Raw genomic sequence first — 17,960 nt, 5'->3', positions numbered from 1 at the left:
GTCTTAAGAAGGATAGGGTGAAAGTTAATGATTGACTTACATTGTCATATTTTAGCTAATATTGATGATGGTTCTCGAAGTGATGAAATGAGCATAGCGATGGCTAGAAAAGCTGTTTCAGAAGGAATCACCCAAATTGTAGCCACACCCCATCATCAAAACGGCCGATATGTAAATGAGAAAGACCTTATTGTGAAAAAAGTGAACGACCTAAATGAATTACTTGTTAAAGAAGATATCCCTTTAACCGTATTACCAGGTCAGGAAAATAGAATTTATGGCGAAATTTTGGAAGATTATCAAGATTCCAAAATATTAACTTTAAATGATACTGGCAAATATATATTTATAGAATTGCCTTCTAGCCAAGTCCCTTATTACACCGAGCGACTTTTATTTGATATTCAGTCTAAAGGAATTGTTCCCATCATTGTTCATCCTGAACGAAACAGTCGATTGATAGAAGAGCCAGAGCTTCTTTATAATTTAATCAGTAAAGGTGCATTGGCTCAAGTAACGGCTTCTAGTGTAACGGGACGATTTGGAAAAAAAATAAAGAAATTTTCTCATCAGTTAATAGACGCTAACCTTGTTCATTTTGTTTCGTCGGATGCGCATAATCTTGATGGACGTTCTTTTCATATGCAGGAAGCTTTAGAGAGCATTGAAAAAGAAAATGGAAGAGAAATGATTTACGCTTTTTTAGAAAATGCTGAGTACGTCATAAAAGGGCAAATGTGTTTTAAAGAGCCTCCAGAAAGAGTAAAGAGGAAAAAAATTTTAGGGATTTTTTAGAAGTCAGATAGGTGAGAGAAATGAAAACTTTTGATACATTACCTAAAACAGTAAAAAAAACTGTCCGGTACATTAGTCAAGACGCTTCTTATGATCAGCTTCTTGTCTTAAAAAGGTATTTGATGGAAGCAATAGATAAAAAAGAGCAGGAATTTTATAAACGAAATAACTAAGCTTCTAGTAAACTAGAAGCTAGTATTTCTTATACATACTTACATGAAATCAGGTGACTCTATGAAAAAACGTATTAAAGTAATGACGATTTTTGGAACACGTCCAGAGGCTATTAAAATGGCTCCCCTTGTATTAGAATTAAACAAACGTTCAGAAGAATTTGAATCTATCGTGACCGTAACAGCTCAGCACCGTGAAATGCTAGACCAAGTGCTGCGTGTGTTTGATATCACACCAGATCACGACTTAAACATTATGAAAGACCGTCAAACGCTGATGGATGTAACAACACGCGGACTTCAAGGACTAGATCAAGTCATGAAAGAAGTTCAGCCTGACATCGTACTTGTTCACGGTGATACAACAACAACTTTCATCGCGGGTCTTGCGGCTTTTTATAATCAAATCAAAGTAGGTCATGTAGAAGCGGGTCTTCGTACATGGAATAAATATTCTCCGTACCCGGAAGAAATGAACCGCCAGTTAACAGGTGTATTAGCGGATCTTCATTTTGCTCCTACTACAAAATCTGCGCACAACTTGCTGCAAGAAAACAAAAAAGAAGAAACGTTATTTATTACAGGAAACACGGCAATTGATGCACTAAAAACAACTGTGTTAGAAGAATATTCTCATCCGGTATTAGATCGTGTAGGCGACGACCGTTTAATTCTGTTAACTGCTCACCGCCGTGAAAACCTTGGTGAACCAATGCGCAATATGTTCCGTGCGATTAAACGAATTGTAGAGGAACATGATGACGTACAAGTAGTCTATCCTGTACATTTAAATCCTGTTGTTCGTGAATTAGCGGATGAAGTGTTAGGAAATGATCCTCGTATTCAATTAATTGAACCTCTAGAAGTAGTGGACTTCCATAATTTCGCTTCTCGTGCCCATATCATTTTAACGGATTCAGGCGGCGTGCAAGAAGAAGCTCCTTCATTAGGTGTACCTGTATTAGTGCTGCGTGATACAACTGAACGTCCTGAAGGCATTGAAGCTGGTACATTAAAGCTTGCAGGTGTAGAAGAAGAAACCATTTATTCACTTGCTAAAGAGCTTTTAACAAATGAAGAAGAATATGCCCGTATGTCTAAAGCATCTAACCCGTACGGTGACGGCTTTGCTTCAAAACGTATTGCTGATGCAATTAGTGAATACTTTACTGCTGAAAATAACTAATTTTAGATAGGGGATTTAGGCGATGTCGAAAATAAAAAAAGCAATTATTCCAGCTGCTGGATTAGGTACACGCTTCTTACCGGCAACAAAAGCAATGCCAAAAGAAATGCTGCCGATTGTAGACAAACCGACCATTCAATACATTATCGAAGAAGCAATTGAATCTGGTATTGAAGATATCATTATCGTAACTGGTAAAGGCAAACGTGCTATCGAAGATCATTTTGACAACGCACCGGAATTAGAACAAAACCTAGTAGAAAAGGAAAAGTTCGAGCTTTTGGAAAAAGTGCGTCAATCTGCCAATGTAGAAATTCACTACATTCGACAAAAAGAACCAAAAGGATTAGGGCATGCGGTTTGGTGCGCACGTAAATTTATTGGGGACGAGCCTTTTGCTGTACTGTTAGGAGACGATATTGTTCAAGCAGAAACGCCTTGCTTGCGTCAGTTGATGAATCAGTATGACGAAACGTTATCTTCTGTCATAGGTGTGCAGACGGTTCCAGAAAACGAAACGAATCGTTATGGAATTGTAGATCCTATTTCGAGTAAAGGACGCCGCTATCAGGTTGATACTTTTGTTGAAAAACCAGCACTAGGAACAGCTCCTTCTAATCTGGCGATTATGGGACGCTATATCTTCACGCCTGAAATCTTTAAGTTTTTAGAGCAGCAGGAAGTAGGAGCAGGTGGAGAGATTCAATTAACGGATGCAATTCAAAAGCTTAACGAAATTCAGCGTGTGTTTGCCTACGATTTTGAAGGAAAACGCTACGATGTGGGTGAAAAGCTAGGGTTTATTCAAACGTCGTTAGAATTTGCTCTGCAGCACGAAGATTTACGTGAAGGTTTACTTACATTTATGAATGAGCTATTACAAAGAGAAAACGTAAAAGCTTAATTGATATTTCACTAGTTCGCTTGGTGAACTAGTGAAATTGTATTGGAGTGAAGTTGTTTTGACAAAAAGGGTACTTGTGATTTCTCAACATTTTTATCCTGAAATCGGTAGTGCAGGAAATCGTATGAAGAATATATATAAACTCTTAAAAGATGAAAATTATGACGTAAATGTACTGACCACTGAGCCTACATATCCAAATAAAAAGATATATGATGATGAACAGTTTTGGGATGATCATTTAATTGATGAAGAAAATGATGTAACACGCATCGGTGTGAAAAATCGCAAGTATTCCAGAAGTATTATTAATCGTTTGATGTATTATTTAGAGATTGCTTTTAAAATGATGTTCTTCATTTTAACTGACCGAAAAAAGTATGATGTGATTTTTGTTACGTCTCCGCCCATCTTTATTGCAGTAGTTGGATTGCTTGCAAAGTATCGCTATCGGAGACCTCTTATATTGGACATTCGGGATCTGTGGCCAGAGTCATTAAAAGGCGTAGGTGTGTTCAATTATCCGATTGTCATTTCTGTTTTTAGCTGGCTTGAGAAAGTACTGTATGTCAAAGCCAATCATATTATTGTAAATAGCCAAGGGTTTATTCACTTTATGACAGAGAAATATTCAATTCCATCAAGCAAAATTCATTTTATGCCCAATGCTGCCAATGGAACTGAAATTTCTATGGTTGAATCTGGAAGCGATACGTTCAAAGTGATGTATGCAGGTAATATTGGTTTAGCCCAAGATGTAACGGTTCTAATGGATCTTGCAAAAGAATTACATGAGTATAATATTGAATTGACGGTTATGGGATATGGGTTTAAAAAGAAAGAATTTGTTCAGTTTGCGAAAGAGCATAGATTAACGAATGTTCGATTTATTAAGCCTACAACCCGTCAAAAATGTTTACATATTATTTCCGAGCATCATATTGGTCTTGTTACATTAAACGGAAAGCAAGTGTTTGAAACGGTGCTGCCTGGTAAGATTATCGATTATATGACATGTGGAATTCCAATTGTTGCATCTGTTTCTGGTTATGCAAAAGAGATCATTTTGTCACATGAAGCTGGAATTGTGTCGGGTACAAATACAGCAGATGAAATGCTAAGACATATTTTACATTTGTATCAGCATCCTTCTAAGCGCAGTAAGATGTCTCGCAACAGCTTGAATTATGTGAAAAAGCATTTCTATTGGGAGAAAAATATACAAGTGTTATTACAGTTGATTGAGAATAAAGGTTCTGAACCTCTGCAAGTAGAACAGTCAGAATCAGTTGATAAGGTTGAAGTATTATGAGAAAAAATGTCTGTATGTTTGTGTGGAATCACTTTACAAATGATGCGCGCGTACTGCGTGAGTGCACTGCGCTATCCAAGAATGGCTACTCCGTTGATTTAATCTGTATTCATGATCCTAAAAATTCAGATTTAAAACAATATGAAGAAGTAAATGAACATTTTCATGTTCATCGCGTGAAGCGCTATCCTTCTTCTCTACTATTTATGAAAAAAGCGTATCGAGCACTTCTAAAATATAAAGTGCTTGCTCTGATCGCTTTTTTACTGTGGTTAGGAGCAGCGTACGTAGCTCCTTACGTAGTCCTTCCTGTTACAATTGTAGCTGCTCTGTTATTAAAAACGAAGCTGCAAGTGGTCTGGGTAAGAGGAAGTATTATCTTAAGGATGATTTTGAAAGGCAGGAAGAAGAAGTACGATATTTATCATTCGAATGATTTAAATACGCTTCCTCAAGGATTTATCTGTTCAAAGCTTCGCTTTAAGCGTAAGTGCCTTGTGTATGATTCTCATGAGGTACAAACGAGCCGAACGGGTTATGACAGCGGCGTATACGCAAAAATGGAAGCTTTCTTTATTAATAAGATTGACTCCATGATTGTAGAAAATCATACACGTGCTAAATACAATGAAGATTTATATGGTTTTTATCCAAACGTCGTCTACAACTATCCGTTTCAACCCAAAAAGCGTCATCAAGAAACAATTAATTTACATGAACGTTTAGGGCTTCCTGAAAATGAAAAGATTCTGTTGTATCAAGGCGGTATTCAAACGGGAAGAGGCCTTGAAAAGCTCGTTCAAGCAGCGCCGTTATTTAAAGAGGGGACACTAGTCTTTATTGGAGATGGACGTATTAAGCCAGAGCTAGAGCGTATGGTAGCGGAAATGAAGTTGGAAGATAAAGTGAAATTCATTCCGAAAGTGCCGCTGCAAGACTTACCGAAGTATACAAAAAATGCGTACTTAGGTTTCCAAGTATTAAATAATGTTTGTTTCAATCATTATTCAGCTTCTTCAAATAAATTATTTGAATATATCATGAGCGATGTGCCGGTAGTAGCATGCGATTTTCCAGAGATTAAAAAAGTAGTAGAAGGCGAGCATATAGGACTTTGCGTGGACTCGCATGATTACGAAGAGATTGCTAGTGCTGTCAATCAGTTGTTAAGAGATCCTGTGCTCCGTGCAACCATGAGTAACAACTGTAAAACAGCTAAATTTAAATATAATTGGGAAAATGAACAGCTTCAATTTCTGAAAGTCTATCAAGCAATATAAAGTAGAAAGGAGTTATTTGAAAGCATGGCCGTAGAGTTAAAAAATCATGTATCTGCAGATGTATTAGAAAAAGAACTGGCTTTAGTCAAAAAAGAGCTGATTTCACAATTAAATATGAGAGAAAAAGAGCTCAAAGAATATAATGACTTGCAAAAGCGTTACGTAATGTTGGAGAAACGTTATGCTGCGATTACTCGATCTTTTTTAGGGAAAGTAACGTTAAAGTACTGGAGACTACGAAGAAAACTGAGCAATAAAAACGTATCAAAGGGGAATGCTAAATGATAATCGATGTTCAAGAACGGATGAAATTGATTAATCAAAAGAGAAAATGGGTAACCGCTCCGCGTGTTCAAAATTTAGAATTTGCAGAAGTTGAATTCAACAGCGGTTGGTTTAAGAAAAGTGACGCAGCTATTTCTTTTGATACTCAGTCAAGAGCTTTTACTACAGATTTAAGTTCTACTGAATATACTTATTTGACTTATCGTGAGCAAAATTTAGACTTTCAAAAAGAGCCTCAAGAAGAGTTAATTACCATTAGTGATTCTTACAAAGAAATTGTGAACTTTAGAGGTGAAGCTAAAGACCTTTCAGTAGAGCTATTCATTATTGAGTATGTTGGCGGCTCGAAAAACAGCATGCACAGAGTTGAGCTGAATAGTGAACAGACTATTTCATTCTCTTCAGATACTGAAAAAATCCGCTTAGCCCTTCGCGTCAAGGGAAAGGGATCGTTCAAAATTGATAAATTGCTAATAGGTGAACAAGCGTATTGGGCTCAAAAATCTTTATCAATTGAAGGAAACTTCGTAGCTTTAGAGCAGAATCAATGGTTTATGCCTAAATCAGCAAAGTTATATTATGATCCATTTACACGCGCATTTCATGCCAATTTCGATCAGAAACAATTTGCGCATATCGCTCACAGAGCAAGTAATTCAAATTTCGCTGTTGCTCCTGCTAATCCGATTATTATTAACTCGGACAAACTTCGAATTGATTTTAACGGTGAAAAAGAAGCAGCTATCGATTTAAGGCTAGTGGTAATCTTCTATGAAGATCTTAAGAAGATTTCCGCAGAGGAAGTGCAGGTAAACAATAAGCGACTTATTACAGTACCAGAAGGGGCTAAATACGCAAGGTTAGCGATTAGAGTGGCCGGAAAAGGACAATTCACTATTAACAATATTGTTCTTAATAATATTGGCTATTGGTGGAACGACAATACTTCGTTAACTCAACATAAAGTATCGGTGAATCCAGACGTTAAATTATCATTGACGAAACAATCTCTAAATGGTTGGGAACAAACGGATGGGAAAATTATTTATCATCCATGGAACCAATTCTTTGAATCTACTTTAGTAGGCCAAGAGTTTATCCATTTAGGCTGTGATGATACAAAAAAGAAGCAGCCCTATGCTATTAATACCAAAGAAAAACACCTTTATACAATTACTCCGTCAAGTGACCTTTACGGGGACGTTCAAATAACGCTATTTATTTTAGGGTTTAAGCGTAATACTCAAACCGAAGTACATCAGGTTAATGTGAACGAATCACTAGAGCTTAGATTTGGGCCAGAAACGGAACGAGTAGAATTTTTAGTGCGAGTAAGTGGAGAAGGTTTCTTCAAAAGCTTACAAGTAAATGTAGATGAGAAACCAGTTGAAATTACTAACAGTCTTACATTAGAGCTAGAAAATTCAAACTGGTTCAAGGGAAATAATAAATCTATTCAATTTGTTAATGAAGCAAATCATTTGAAAGCGCATGTAGATATTGAAGACGGAAAAAATGTCTATATGTCTTATAAAGAAACAAATAACAGTTTCAAAATGCTTCCTACTCATCATTTAATGACGATGCTGCCAGATCACGAGTATGAATTCTTAGTAAAAGGAATAGCTGCTGACGATGCAACAGTAATTCCGATGTTCATCGGTTATTCTGGAGATGAAAAAGTACAAGTTTTACAGCTGAAGTTCAATTCCATTACAAAAGTAAAGCCTCATGAAGACGTAACTCAATTTAGATTTGCCTTGCGAGTAGCAGGTAAAGGTAATATTGAAGTGACTGATATTATCGTCAACGAGATGCAAAGTATTGAAGCTACATCTACTGTTGAATATCTGAGTAAATCAGAGATTGATGCATTTAGTATTTTGCCGCCAAAGCCAATTAAAGAATTAAAAATGGCTGTTATATTTGATGAGTTTACGACAGCATCTTATGAAGATGAATGCCATCTCATTAAAATGACACCGGACAATTGGCGCGAAGTCATGACAAAAGAACATCCAGACCTCTTAATGGTAGAGTCTGCTTGGCGAGGAAATGAAGGAACTTGGAATAGACGTGTAGGATATTACGGTGAAGAAAACATGAAGCCGTTATTCGGACTATTGCAATGGTGTAAAGAACATAACGTGCCTACTGTTTTTTGGAACAAAGAAGATCCTGTGCATTTTAATCGTTTTATAGAGACGGCTCGTCGTTTTGATTATATCTTTACTACTGACGAGAACATGGTTCCATATTATCAGGAAAGAGCCGGCCATGAGAACGTGTTTGCGTTACCGTTCGCTGCACAGCCATCTATCCATAACCCAATTAAAATTGTAGAAGAACGAGAAAATAAAGCTTGTTTTGCCGGTTCTTATTATCGTCATCACGAAGAGCGCTGTATAGATATGGACCGTCTATTAGATGCAGCTGCTAAAGTAGGCTTGGATATTTATGACCGAAACTACTTAAAAAACTTAAAAGGCCTTATGCCAAATCATCAATTCCCAGATCGTTTCCAACCTTTTATAAAAGGAAACTTGAAATACTATGAAATTGACAAAGCCTATAAAGGTTATAAGGTAATGATTAATGTAAATACCGTAAAAGAGTCTCCGACAATGTTCTCTCGCCGTGTATATGAAGGGTTAGCATGTGGAACTCCTGTGATTAGTACTTACGCTCAAGGGATTGAAGAAATCTTTCCAGAATTAGTCTATATGTCTGAAAAGCCTGAAGACCTCTACCAAGAGTTCAAAACGTTGTTAGAAAATGAGCAGTATTACGAAGAGAAAGCATTGACAGGAATTCGAGATGTGTTAACTAAACACACGTATACGCATCGTTTGGCGGATATTATTGATAAAGTAGGTCTAAACTTTGCAACTCAATTGCCGGACATTACCGTAGTAGCATTCGCACGTAACAAAGAAGAGTTCGAAAGAGTTGTTTCTCAATTTAACTCTCAAAAATATGAAAATAAAAAATTGTATGTATTAATTGACACATTTGATGGTTATTTAGATCTTTATAACAAGTATAATACGTCAACTGTTCAAACCTTTGTACGCAGTTATATGCACAACTACTTAAATATTCGTGATTGGATTGAAACACCGTTCGTCACATATTTTGGACCAAATAGTTTATATGGCGAAAATTACTTGCTTGATTTAATGCTTAGCACCACTTTTACAGATAGCGATTTTATTGGTAAAAGTTCACATTTTACAGCAGTTGGTAAGGAATTAAAGCAGCAGCACCAAGGGCATGAATATGAATTTAATCCATTCTTAACTCCAGAGCGAACGATTGCTAAAACAAATGCTTACAGCAATATCTCTCTTGAAGAAGTATTTTTAATGTTTGAAGAAGAAAAAGACCTTTCTTTCTATGCGAGATTTGGAAAGCAGTTTTTCAGCAGTGATAAGTTTAACTATGTTTACGTAAAAGATTGTGCAGAAGCAGAATTGGATTCTATTCTAAAAAAAGTAGAGCTATGAGGTTTTAAAAATGAAAAAAACAAAGATATTATTTGCAGGTCATGACTTAAAATTTGCTCAAATTATTATGAACAGTTTAAAGAATCAAGGTATCTATGAGCTTCGAACAGATGAATGGACAGGCCATAATTTACACAATGAAGAAGCAAGCTATGAATGCTTAGAGTGGGCAGATGTCATTGTATGTGAATGGGGATTAGGAAATGCAGTCTGGTACTCAAAGCATAAGAAACCGCATCAGCGCTTAATCGTTCGAATGCATCGACAAGAAATTGAAACAGAATATCCGTTTCAATTTGAACTCGATAATATTGATCATATGATTGCTATTTCCCCATATGTGTATGAAGAATTTTATCGCGTTTTCCGTTTTCCACGTGAGAAAATGAAGATGATTTATAACTTAGTAGATACCGAGCGTCTAAACAAACCTAAAATGGAAAATGCACAGTTTAACCTTGGCATTATCGGTATTTGTCCGAAAATGAAAAGGTTAGACTTGGCAGTAGATGCTTTTGAGAAACTATGGGAACAGGATTCTCGTTATAAATTGTATGTAAAAGGCAAACTTCCTCAGGAGTATACGTGGCTTTGGGGGAGAGAAGAAGAAAAAAATTACTATGAAGAATTATTCCAGCGTATTGAGGCAGCTCCTTGGAAAGAATCTGTTATATTTGATGGATTCGGATCGGACATTGATGAATGGCTTTCTAAAATCGGATTTGTCCTTTCGACAAGTGACTTTGAAAGTTTTCACTTATCACCAAGCGAAGGCATGGCTTCAGGTGCTTATCCGCTTATCTTGAAGTGGGATGGCAGCGACACTATTTATCCAAAAGAATTTTTACTTTCATCAGTTGAGGAAATAGTAAACAAAGTCATTACTATTAATTCGGCATCAGAGCCGCAGTATAAGCCCCAGCGTTTAAAAGAGTATGTTGCACATTATTTTGGAGTGGAAAGAGCAACAAGAGAATGGCAACAATTAATTACAGCTCCAATTAACTAGTTATATACATACAAGTACTATAGAATAGATAGTATTAATGTTTATATAAGAAATTTTTAGTAGCAATCGGGAGGATATAAAATGAAACTTTGTACAGTAGGATTAGGATATATTGGATTACCAACGTCTATTATGTTTGCAAAACATGATGTGGACGTTGTAGGTGTCGACGTAAGTCAACGCGTAATTGAATCATTAAACAATGGAAAAATCCATTTAGAAGAGCCTGGTCTGCAGGAAGCATTAAATGAAGTAATTGAAAAAGGCACATTCCGCGCAGCATTACAGCCGGAAAAAGCAGATGCATTCATCGTAGCTGTACCAACACCAAACCATGATGACCAACACAAATCTTGTGATTTATCATATGTATTAAGCGCTGTAAGCAACGTAATTCCTTACTTAGAAAAAGGAAACGTATTAATCGTAGAATCTACAATCGCACCGCGCAGCATGGATGACCATGTGAAACCGTTGGTAGAAGCAGCTGGCTTGGAAGTTGGAAAAGACGTGTTCTTAGTACATTGTCCAGAACGTGTACTTCCAGGACAAATCCTTCATGAACTAATCCACAACAACCGTATTGTTGGAGGACTTACGCCAAACTGTACAGAAGCTGGCGCAATGGTATACAGCACATTTGTACAAGGTGAAATCATTAAAACAGATGCAAAAACAGCAGAAATGTCAAAACTAATGGAAAACACATTCCGTGACGTAAACATCGCGTTAGCAAACGAATTAACAAAAGTATGTAACGAATTAGAAATCGATGCGTTAGAAGTGGTTCAAATGGCTAACAAGCATCCTCGTGTAAACCTTCATACACCAGGACCAGGTGTAGGCGGGCACTGCTTGGCTGTAGACCCATATTTCATCGTTGCAAAAGCGCCTAAAACAGCTCAGCTTATTAATCTAGCAAGAACAATTAACACGTCTATGCCTCAATACGTAGTAGACAACACAAATGCTCTAATGGAAAAAGTAGACGGCCGCATTGTGACAGTATTTGGTTTAACGTATAAAGGAAACGTAGACGACATTCGTGAAAGTCCGGCAATGGAAATCTATGATCTATTAAAAGCAGAAGGCAAATACGAAATTCGCGCATTTGATCCTCACGTGGAACAAGATTGGGTAGAACAAGATATCAAGGAAGCTGTACGCAACTCTGACTTAGTTCTTGTGTTAACAGATCATAACGAATTCAAAGAATTAAACTGGAGCGAATTAGAAGGCATGGCAACAAAACGTATTTTCGATACGAAAAACGTAGTAGCTAACCGTTCTGATGATTTCAGTTACATTAACTATGGCAACCTACATGCATTCCTTAAGAAGGAAGAAGTAATGGCATGAATCTTGTAGGGAGGATTTTGAAAGAACAATCCTCGAATTTTCATTTGATTTTAAGGCTAGCTCGTTACGATATGAAAGGCAAATACCAATTGCATTATTTAGGAGCTGTATGGCAGTTTTTAACGCCTGTTATACAGGTTCTCCTATATTGGTTGGTATTTGGAATTGGCATTCGAGGAGGAGCACCTGTTCACGGTGTACCATTTTTTGCATGGTTAATGGTAGGACTGATTCCTTGGTTTTTTATTAGTCCATCAATTCTTCAAGGTTCTAACAGTGTATATGCAAGAGTAAGTCTCGTATCCAAAATGAAGTTCCCGGTAAGTATTTTACCTACAGTAACTATCATTAGTAACTCTTTTCAATTAATTGTCATGTTAGTTGTATTAGCGTTTATTTTTATAGTATATGGAATTAATCCTGGACTACATATCTTGCAACTGCCTTATTATTTGGTGTCATTATTTGTTTTCTTGTTTGCCGTTACGTTGTTAGGTTCTACAATCTCAACAATTATAAGAGATTTTCAACAAGCCTTACAAGCCATTATGAGAATGATGGTGTATTTATTACCCATCCTGTGGGATCAATCTAGACTTCCACACGTATTCCAAACTGTTTTGAAGCTAAATCCTATCTATTATTTAATAGAAGGGTTTCGTAATAGTTTTCTAGGGTACGCTTGGTTCTATGATGATTGGATATATACACTGTATTTTTGGATTGTTACATTATTAATACTGTTAGTAGGATCCGTTCTACATATAAAGTTTAGGAAAAAGTTTATCGATTATTTGTAATCTAGGAGCTTAAATTTATGAAGCTAAAGGTTCAATTTGAAAATGTGAGTAAAAAGTACGTACTTTATCAAAAGCGATCTGATAAGATACGAGAAGTATTTTTTCCGAAGAAACAGAATGAAAGTTTTTATGCATTAAGGGACGTTTCATTTTCTGTCTATGAGGGAGAAGTGATTGGAATTGTTGGAGTAAATGGCTCGGGGAAATCAACCCTTTCTAATATCCTATCTCAAGTGATTCCTCCTACTTCTGGAGAATTAACAATTAATGGCGAGACGTCATTAATTGCCATATCTGCAGGTCTCAACAATAATTTAAGCGGCTATGAAAATATAGAATTAAAATGCTTGATGCACGGGTTAACTAAAGAAGAAATCAAGCAGATTACCCCGAAAATTATTGAATTTGCGGATATAGGTAAATTTATTAATCAGCCTGTTAAAAATTATTCTAGTGGAATGAAATCCAGACTGGGCTTTGCGATATCTGTTCATACAAATCCTGATATTTTAGTAGTTGATGAAGCCTTGTCCGTTGGAGATCAAACATTTTATGATAAATGTTTAACAAAAATTAATGAATTTAAAGAAGATGGAAAAACTATTTTTTTCATTAGTCATTCCGTATCTCAAATTAGAAATATTTGTGATAAGGTAATTTGGATGCATTTTGGTCAATTACGAAAATTTGGCCGCACAAGAGCTGTGCTTGCCAGCTATAAGAAATTTATAGAATGGTTTAATAAGCTTAGTGATGAAGATAAAAAGTTATACAAAACGAAAATGCTAAATCAACAGCAAGCTGCAATTTCTCATGTAAAAGAACATAGAGAACCTATTCTCACGACTGCTGATCAGCGTTTTCAAAGACATCAAAATCAAAAAATGCATAAGAAGAGAAGAATTCAATTAAGGATTCAGCTAAGTTTATTATGTACCCTTTCTGTTTTACTAGCTGTTTTTATGTTTTTATAAAAGCGTTATAAAACAGGGAAGTGTATACGTTTCACTAAAAAATACGAGGTGACTAAAAATGAAAGCAAAGTTATTTATTCCTGTTGTAGCGGGTATGTTATTATTTGCAGGTTGCAGCAATAAAGAAGAAGCTTCATCCCCTAAGAAAGCATCAGAACAATCACAAGCTAAAACAGAGCTTACAGCGGTTTCACTTAAAAACTTCGGTAATAAACGCTTAGAGGTAACAACAAAAGCTAAGGGAACTGATGTAAAATATGCTTATTATATTCACAAAGATAATAAGTTATTTAAAAAGATTTCTTACTCTAAAGACAGTTCTTTGAAGTATCCTTTAAAAGAGTCTGGTCGTTACAAGGTACGTGTATTTGCAAAAGGCTCTGACGATAAAAAGGTAGTTAAAAGTACGAATGCTGTTAATGTAGTGGTAGATGGTAAGGATAAAAAAGATAAATAAATAAAAAAAGTGTAGCTTTTGCTACACTTTTTTTATTTATTTTAGATTTAAACTTTCTTTTAATTCAGTAGACAGCTGATTACGAGTGTCATCAGATACGGCATAATAGTAAATACCATTAATTTTTTCGCCTTTTCCATCTATCTGCAGCTGCTCTGAATTTTTACGTGCGTCTTTATAGTTTGATTGAATTTGTTTCATATCATCAAATGTAAGGTTTGTTTTTACATTTTGGCCAATTGCATCTAAAATCGTACCGTAGTTTGTTAAAGACTGAACGCTAGCTCCTTCGTCAATAACGCCTTCAATTACTTGACGCTGACGCTGCTGACGTCCAAAATCACCGCGAGGGTCTTGTTTACGCATACGCGTGAAAGCCAATGCTTCTTTACCATCTAATTTTAAAGGTCCTTTTTGGAAGCTGTAGCCGTCGTAATTAAATGCAAGGTTATTGTTTACAGTTACGCCCCCAACAGCGTCTACAATGTCTTTAAAGCTTTCCATATTCACTTGAACGTAGTAGTCTACAGGAACGTCTAAGAACTTTTCTACCGTATTTACGGCCATGTCTACGCCACCAAAAGCATAAGCATGGTTGATTTTATCTTGTGTTCCTTTTCCTACAATTTCAGTACGCGTATCACGTGGAATACTGACCATTTTCATAGACTGTGTCTTTGGGTTTACCGTCATTAAAATAGTAGAATCTGAACGTCCGCGGTCACCAGCACGCTGATCTACTCCTAATAGTAAAATAGAAATAGGATCTCCATTTGCTAAGCTCACTTTATTTGAGCGCTTTTCAGATACATCACGTTTTAACGGTTCGTGAGTTTGTGTAAATGTCTTTTCAACGGAATGCCATATGCTATATGCATAGCCTGCTACACCTAGAATTAATACTAAAATAATACCAAGAATAATTTTAAACGCGCGTTTCTTTTTCGGTTTTTTTCGTTTACGTCTGCGCGCTTCTGGAGATTGTACTTGTTCTTCCATGTGGAACCTCTCTTCCTTTTCTTTATGTATTGATAAAATAAATGTCTTCTATGTAAGCCATTATTCTTATCTTTTTCATCAGAAAACACATCGAAATGATTAAAAAAATGACAAATTTAATCAAATTTCTTCATGTACTTTAAAATTATATTATAATAAAAGAAAAAAAGAAAGATATAGTAAGGGAGACATTTTATGAAAATTTTAATTAACGTATTTGCTATTCTCATCTTTATCTCATCTTTAGTAGCAGGAAAGATGTATTGGAATCATCAATTAGACAAGCAGTTTGAATCAAAGCCTACGAGAGTAAGCGCAGCAGAAACAGAAAAAGATATGCAAACTGAGACTAAGAACTTGCCGGAATCAATTGTGAAGAAATTAGAAAAGGCAAAGGAAACAGGAAATCCTGTAAAACTTGTAATTGTGGGGTCTGCTCCTGAGAAAGACGTAAAAACGTGGGGAGCTTTATTAAAAGAAAAAGTGGAAGATACATATGGAACGGATTTGATAAATGTAGAGTTGTATGAATATAAACAGATGAATACATTACAATTTGTGAAAACAAAAACGTATGAAGAAATTACAAAAGCAAAGCCTGATATCTTGCTCTTTGAACCATTTTTATTAAATGATAATGGAGTAGTAGGAATTGACAACACGATGGAGAATTTAGATGTTGTCATGAAGCACATTGAAGCTGAAAACAAAAACTTAGTGACGATTTTTCAGCCTTCAGCACCAGTGTATGAGGCGAAAAATTACCCAAATGATGTAAAAGCTCTAGAGGATTTTTCAAAAGAAAACGGATATGAATTTGTTAACCATTGGAAATCGTGGCCGGATTATAATTCAAAGGAAATTACAGAATACTTAACCGATGTACCAGGTCAGCCTAATGAAAAAGGTGAACAAGTATGGGCAGGATTTTTAATCCATTATTTTACTAATAATTAAATACAGGTAATGAAAAAACAAGATCTTTTATGAAAAGATCTTGTTTTTTTGAGTAAGGTTATTTAGTTCATGAAGAAACTTTTGGTAATAGGAAGATTCATAATGTCTAGGAGATAAACCCCACTTGTGATTTTCATCCGCCAACACTTCACCTTCAATTTCTAAATAACAAGCATTACGAATGTTATCAGCTAAATAAGAATACATGTATTCAAGCTTTTCATTATTGAAATGAATTTCTTCAATATTATCAAAAGATTGAATGATGCCGTCTTTATCCACATATTTTTCTTGCCATAGAGCTTTATGTATAATAACTTGTTCAATGCTACTGTTGTTAATTTCTTCTATAAACTTGTCAGCAGAGCTTTTCCAAAGCTCATCTGTTTTGTCTGCAAATTGTTTTCCTTTTAAATCTGTCACTAAATTTGATCGAGTGAATTCATCAGAATAAGTAAAATAACTTTCTCCGCGTTTCATAATTCTTAAACGTTCAGATAACAAGTCAATAATTAAGACTTGTGCTTCGGTTTCTCTTACGTTTTTAAAAAACAATTTATTTAAATCGTTATACACACATCTTTTTTGAAAGTTTGACTCTAGAGAAATTCGATGTATGGATATGTTCATGGAATTTGATGCTAGAGATATAATATTGGTTCTAGCAAAATAACTATTTATTTCATATTCATGATCAAACATAGCAAACGGATCTCTAGAAACACAGCTTCCTAGAATATCTATCTTTTTATTCAAATCAATTAACAACTCCTATTCAGTGTAAACCTATCCTATTTTTAAACACATATAAAAAATATATACGAATAAGGATAAAGATGTCAATGTAAAATAGGTATATTTTCATTCATCTATTTCCTTTTTACTAGAATGAAAGCGTGGGAAATTATTGTTATTTATTCCCTTAATCAAGAACAAAAAATTACCTGAGACATTTCAGCACAAAACAAAGGTCTATCGCTACAGAAACAGAGCATAAAGGAAGATTTATACTTATATTGGAAGAAAGAAAAAAAGTAGTGTGCTATAATATAACTCATGGAATACTATCCATGATCTGAGGCATAGAAAGAGGAGAAAAAAATGATAGATATATATACCAATATCTTGCCAAATGTGAACAGTGGTCCCAAAAGTGTAGAAGAATTTTTAGAAATGGCAAATGTATTAGTGAAACAAGGAGTAACAGAAGCCGTAGCAGCACCTCTTTATGACGGAAAAGATTCCAGCTATAAAGAAGGCGTGGATCTTGCGAATGAATGGTTAAGAAAATCTTCTATTTCGTTAAGCGTTTTACCAGGTCAAAAAGTAATTGCCTCTACCCAGATGATTGTATCAAACGAAGAGTATTACATGATGACAATAAATGAAAATGAAAAATATATGTTTTTACACATTCCACAAGACGTGGAAATTGAAGTGTTAGAAAGTATTGCATACGAGCTTCAGTTAAAAGGCATCGTGCCTGTTTTAAATGAGCCTGAACGCCATTCATTGTTTGTGGAGGATCCTGCGCATTTGTATAAGCTCGTAAAAAATGGAGCAGTCGTTCAGCTGTCTGCACAAAGTGTGCTGGGCGGCAATGGCGGTAAAGCTAAAAAAGCAGCTTATCAGTTCATTGATCACGGATTAGCACACGTTATTGCATCAGGTGTAAATCGTGAAAACTATCAGCAGTACGGCCTGCAAAAAGCCTATTCAGCTGTTTCTAAAAAATACGGCAACAGCAAGCTTTATCATTTCATGGAAAATGCTGAGGCTATTGCGAGCGGGAAGGCTGTTTATAAACAAGAGCCTGAGCGCATCAAAAAAACAAAATTTCTAGGAATCTTTTAACTTTTCCCTTTGTACCCTGATTAACTTCTGTTTAATCAGGGTATTTGCATACAAAGACCTATTTAATTCCCTTCTTTTATCATCATTATTTGGAGTTATTTTACAAATTA

Annotated in this window: 16 protein-coding genes and 1 pseudogene; 15 read left to right on the top strand and 2 right to left on the bottom strand. The window is 35.6% G+C overall.

Annotation, left to right across the window (positions count from 1 at the left end):
- Positions 1-27: 27 nt before the first annotated feature.
- From ACFX40_RS03245 to ACFX40_RS03185, 13 genes and pseudogenes are all read left to right on the top strand, one after another.
- Entirely contained in the window at positions 28-795 is a 768-nt protein-coding gene (locus tag ACFX40_RS03245) for a tyrosine-protein phosphatase (protein ID WP_377254059.1), read from the top strand.
- Between the two features lie 20 nt (positions 796-815).
- Complete coding sequence (locus ACFX40_RS03240; RefSeq protein WP_170943804.1) at positions 816-968, top strand: hypothetical protein; 153 nt, start codon at positions 816-818, stop codon at positions 966-968.
- A 61-nt stretch (positions 969-1,029) separates the two neighbouring features.
- Positions 1,030-2,154: a non-hydrolyzing UDP-N-acetylglucosamine 2-epimerase gene (wecB, locus tag ACFX40_RS03235; RefSeq protein ID WP_095379785.1), complete on the top strand. Its 1,125-nt coding sequence runs from the start codon at positions 1,030-1,032 to the stop codon at positions 2,152-2,154.
- Positions 2,155-2,176: 22 nt separating this feature from the next.
- Positions 2,177-3,058 (top strand): UTP--glucose-1-phosphate uridylyltransferase GalU, encoded by an 882-nt coding sequence (gene galU, locus ACFX40_RS03230; protein ID WP_275211457.1) that lies wholly within the window; start codon positions 2,177-2,179, stop codon positions 3,056-3,058.
- A gap of 58 nt (positions 3,059-3,116) precedes the next feature.
- Entirely contained in the window at positions 3,117-4,370 is a 1,254-nt protein-coding gene (locus ACFX40_RS03225; RefSeq protein WP_377254057.1) for a glycosyltransferase family 4 protein, read from the top strand.
- Positions 4,364-5,650, top strand: coding sequence for a glycosyltransferase (locus ACFX40_RS03220; protein WP_275211823.1), 1,287 nt, complete (start codon positions 4,364-4,366; stop codon positions 5,648-5,650). Before ACFX40_RS03225 ends, ACFX40_RS03220 begins: the two co-directional genes overlap by 7 nt.
- Positions 5,651-5,674: 24 nt before the next feature.
- A complete protein-coding gene (locus tag ACFX40_RS03215; RefSeq protein ID WP_098332204.1) occupies positions 5,675-5,935 on the top strand; it encodes a hypothetical protein in 261 nt (86 codons plus the stop codon).
- On the top strand, positions 5,932-9,441 hold the full coding sequence (locus ACFX40_RS03210) for a CgeB family protein (protein WP_377254055.1): 3,510 nt from the start codon (positions 5,932-5,934) through the stop codon (positions 9,439-9,441). Before ACFX40_RS03215 ends, ACFX40_RS03210 begins: the two co-directional genes overlap by 4 nt.
- 10 nt (positions 9,442-9,451) lie before the next feature.
- Positions 9,452-10,450, top strand: a complete 999-nt coding sequence (locus tag ACFX40_RS03205) for a glycosyltransferase family 4 protein (RefSeq protein WP_377254053.1) — start codon at positions 9,452-9,454, stop codon at positions 10,448-10,450.
- 81 nt (positions 10,451-10,531) lie between these two features.
- Positions 10,532-11,809: a nucleotide sugar dehydrogenase gene (locus ACFX40_RS03200; protein ID WP_377254051.1), complete on the top strand. Its 1,278-nt coding sequence runs from the start codon at positions 10,532-10,534 to the stop codon at positions 11,807-11,809.
- Positions 11,806-12,609, top strand: a complete 804-nt coding sequence (locus ACFX40_RS03195; protein WP_275211453.1) for an ABC transporter permease — start codon at positions 11,806-11,808, stop codon at positions 12,607-12,609. The genes ACFX40_RS03200 and ACFX40_RS03195 overlap by 4 nt, the downstream gene beginning before the upstream one ends.
- Before the next feature lie 17 nt (positions 12,610-12,626).
- A pseudogene (gene tagH / locus ACFX40_RS03190) lies at positions 12,627-13,577 on the top strand (teichoic acids export ABC transporter ATP-binding subunit TagH); the annotation flags it as partial.
- Positions 13,578-13,641: 64 nt separating this feature from the next.
- Complete coding sequence (locus ACFX40_RS03185) at positions 13,642-14,040, top strand: triple tyrosine motif-containing protein (protein ID WP_275211451.1); 399 nt, start codon at positions 13,642-13,644, stop codon at positions 14,038-14,040.
- A 36-nt stretch (positions 14,041-14,076) separates the two neighbouring features.
- On the opposite strand, the gene tagU is transcribed toward ACFX40_RS03185, so the two are convergent.
- Complete coding sequence (tagU, locus tag ACFX40_RS03180; RefSeq protein ID WP_205662460.1) at positions 14,077-15,039, bottom strand: polyisoprenyl-teichoic acid--peptidoglycan teichoic acid transferase TagU; 963 nt, start codon at positions 15,037-15,039, stop codon at positions 14,077-14,079.
- A 195-nt stretch (positions 15,040-15,234) separates the two neighbouring features.
- Here tagU and ACFX40_RS03175 point away from each other — a divergent pair, with 195 nt between their 5' ends.
- Positions 15,235-15,996, top strand: coding sequence for an SGNH/GDSL hydrolase family protein (locus ACFX40_RS03175; protein WP_377254049.1), 762 nt, complete (start codon positions 15,235-15,237; stop codon positions 15,994-15,996).
- Positions 15,997-16,023: 27 nt separating this feature from the next.
- Here the strand turns inward: ACFX40_RS03175 and ACFX40_RS03170 are convergent, their stop codons facing one another.
- Entirely contained in the window at positions 16,024-16,752 is a 729-nt protein-coding gene (locus ACFX40_RS03170) for a DUF6270 domain-containing protein (protein WP_275211448.1), read from the bottom strand.
- A 345-nt stretch (positions 16,753-17,097) separates the two neighbouring features.
- On the opposite strand from ACFX40_RS03170, the gene ACFX40_RS03165 reads away from it, so the two are divergent.
- Positions 17,098-17,850, top strand: a complete 753-nt coding sequence (locus ACFX40_RS03165; protein WP_377254047.1) for a CpsB/CapC family capsule biosynthesis tyrosine phosphatase — start codon at positions 17,098-17,100, stop codon at positions 17,848-17,850.
- Positions 17,851-17,960: the final 110 nt, after the last annotated feature.

It is taken from the genome of Priestia sp. YIM B13552 (genome assembly GCF_042787775.1).
Lineage (GTDB): Bacteria > Bacillota > Bacilli > Bacillales > Bacillaceae_H > Priestia > Priestia megaterium_E.
The sequence above is the reverse complement of the archived record's forward strand: the minus strand, read 5'-3'. Positions and strand labels throughout refer to the sequence as shown.

Bases quoted from the DNA above. Each gene is read 5' to 3' on its own strand.
- ACFX40_RS03210 (WP_377254055.1), top strand. From the start codon at position 5,932: ATGATAATCGATGTTCAAGAACGGATGAAATTGATTAATCAAAAGAGA.
- ACFX40_RS03200 (WP_377254051.1), top strand. From the start codon at position 10,532: ATGAAACTTTGTACAGTAGGATTAGGATATATTGGATTACCAACGTCT.
- ACFX40_RS03195 (WP_275211453.1), top strand. From the start codon at position 11,806: ATGAATCTTGTAGGGAGGATTTTGAAAGAACAATCCTCGAATTTTCAT.
- ACFX40_RS03165 (WP_377254047.1), top strand. From the start codon at position 17,098: ATGATAGATATATATACCAATATCTTGCCAAATGTGAACAGTGGTCCC.
- ACFX40_RS03245 (WP_377254059.1), top strand. From the start codon at position 28: ATGATTGACTTACATTGTCATATTTTAGCTAATATTGATGATGGTTCT.
- tagU (WP_205662460.1), bottom strand. From the start codon at position 15,039: ATGGAAGAACAAGTACAATCTCCAGAAGCGCGCAGACGTAAACGAAAA.
- ACFX40_RS03205 (WP_377254053.1), top strand. From the start codon at position 9,452: ATGAAAAAAACAAAGATATTATTTGCAGGTCATGACTTAAAATTTGCT.
- ACFX40_RS03185 (WP_275211451.1), top strand. From the start codon at position 13,642: ATGAAAGCAAAGTTATTTATTCCTGTTGTAGCGGGTATGTTATTATTT.
- ACFX40_RS03240 (WP_170943804.1), top strand. From the start codon at position 816: ATGAAAACTTTTGATACATTACCTAAAACAGTAAAAAAAACTGTCCGG.
- ACFX40_RS03175 (WP_377254049.1), top strand. From the start codon at position 15,235: ATGAAAATTTTAATTAACGTATTTGCTATTCTCATCTTTATCTCATCT.
- ACFX40_RS03215 (WP_098332204.1), top strand. From the start codon at position 5,675: ATGGCCGTAGAGTTAAAAAATCATGTATCTGCAGATGTATTAGAAAAA.
- galU (WP_275211457.1), top strand. From the start codon at position 2,177: ATGTCGAAAATAAAAAAAGCAATTATTCCAGCTGCTGGATTAGGTACA.
- wecB (WP_095379785.1), top strand. From the start codon at position 1,030: ATGAAAAAACGTATTAAAGTAATGACGATTTTTGGAACACGTCCAGAG.